Raw genomic sequence first — 968 nt, 5'->3', positions numbered from 1 at the left:
ACTCTTTCAAATAATACTATGAGAAAAATGGTGCAAAACTTATGGTGGGGTGCAGGTTATAATATTGTTGCTGTACCTTTAGCAGCTGGTATTTTAGCATTTATCGGCTTGATTTTATCACCTGCAATAGGTGCTATTTTAATGTCACTAAGTACGGTTATTGTTGCAATTAATGCCTTTACATTAAAATTAAAATAAAAGATAGGAGTTTTATTATGATTAAAAAATTATTTTTTATGATATTAGGGTCATTACTAATATTATCAGCTTGCTCCAATAATGATGAAAAAGATAAAGACACTAATGACCAAAAAAGTGAGAGCCATATGAAGCATAATGATGAAAGTAAAGTTCCAGAAGATATGACATCGACTAATGAGGGTGAATTTAAAGTGGGAGATAAAGTAACGATTACAGCAGGGCATATGCCAGGGATGAAAGGCGCAGAAGCTACTGTAAAAGGTGCGTATAAAACATATGCCTATGTTGTAAGTTATAAACCCACAAATGGAAATGAAAAAGTAAACAATCATAAATGGGTCGTAAACGAAGAGATCAAAGATGCACCTAAAGATGGATTTAGTAAAGGCGATACTGTTAAATTAGAAGCAAGTCATATGTCCGGTATGAAAGGTGCTACAGCCAATATAGATAACGTGAAAAAGACGACTGTTTACGTAGTTGATTACAAATCCAAAGATAATGGTAAAATCATTAAAAATCATAAATGGATGACAGGAAATGAACTGAAAGCACGATAAAAATCTAGTTCTAGATTGAGAAATAAATAGATATAAAGATATCCTCCTTAATCAATAATTTAAATAACTTATTATTGTTAAGGAGGATATTTTTTAGTGTGTAAATTAAAAAGAATTTTAGAAGAATAACATTTATCAAAAAACTGTTCATTACCTTATTAAATGAAATTATATAATTAAAAACCGCATCATTAACCGATACGCAGA

General features: G+C 30.4%; 1 protein-coding gene and 1 pseudogene. Both read left to right on the top strand.

What is annotated here, in order from left to right; translation table 11 throughout:
- A pseudogene (locus HMPREF2881_RS10380) lies at positions 1-198 on the top strand (heavy metal translocating P-type ATPase); the annotation flags it as partial.
- A 17-nt stretch (positions 199-215) separates the two neighbouring features.
- Positions 216-761 (top strand): YdhK family protein, encoded by a 546-nt coding sequence (locus HMPREF2881_RS10375; RefSeq protein ID WP_031869236.1) that lies wholly within the window; start codon positions 216-218, stop codon positions 759-761.
- Positions 762-968 lie beyond the last annotated feature (207 nt).

Source organism: Staphylococcus sp. HMSC057A08 (genome assembly GCF_001812925.1).
Lineage (GTDB): Bacteria > Bacillota > Bacilli > Staphylococcales > Staphylococcaceae > Staphylococcus > Staphylococcus hominis.
This window is presented reverse-complemented; position numbering and strand designations above follow the sequence as displayed.

Excerpts from the sequence above, each read along its gene's own strand:
- HMPREF2881_RS10375 (WP_031869236.1), top strand. The coding sequence starts at position 216 with ATGATTAAAAAATTATTTTTTATGATATTAGGGTCATTACTAATATTA.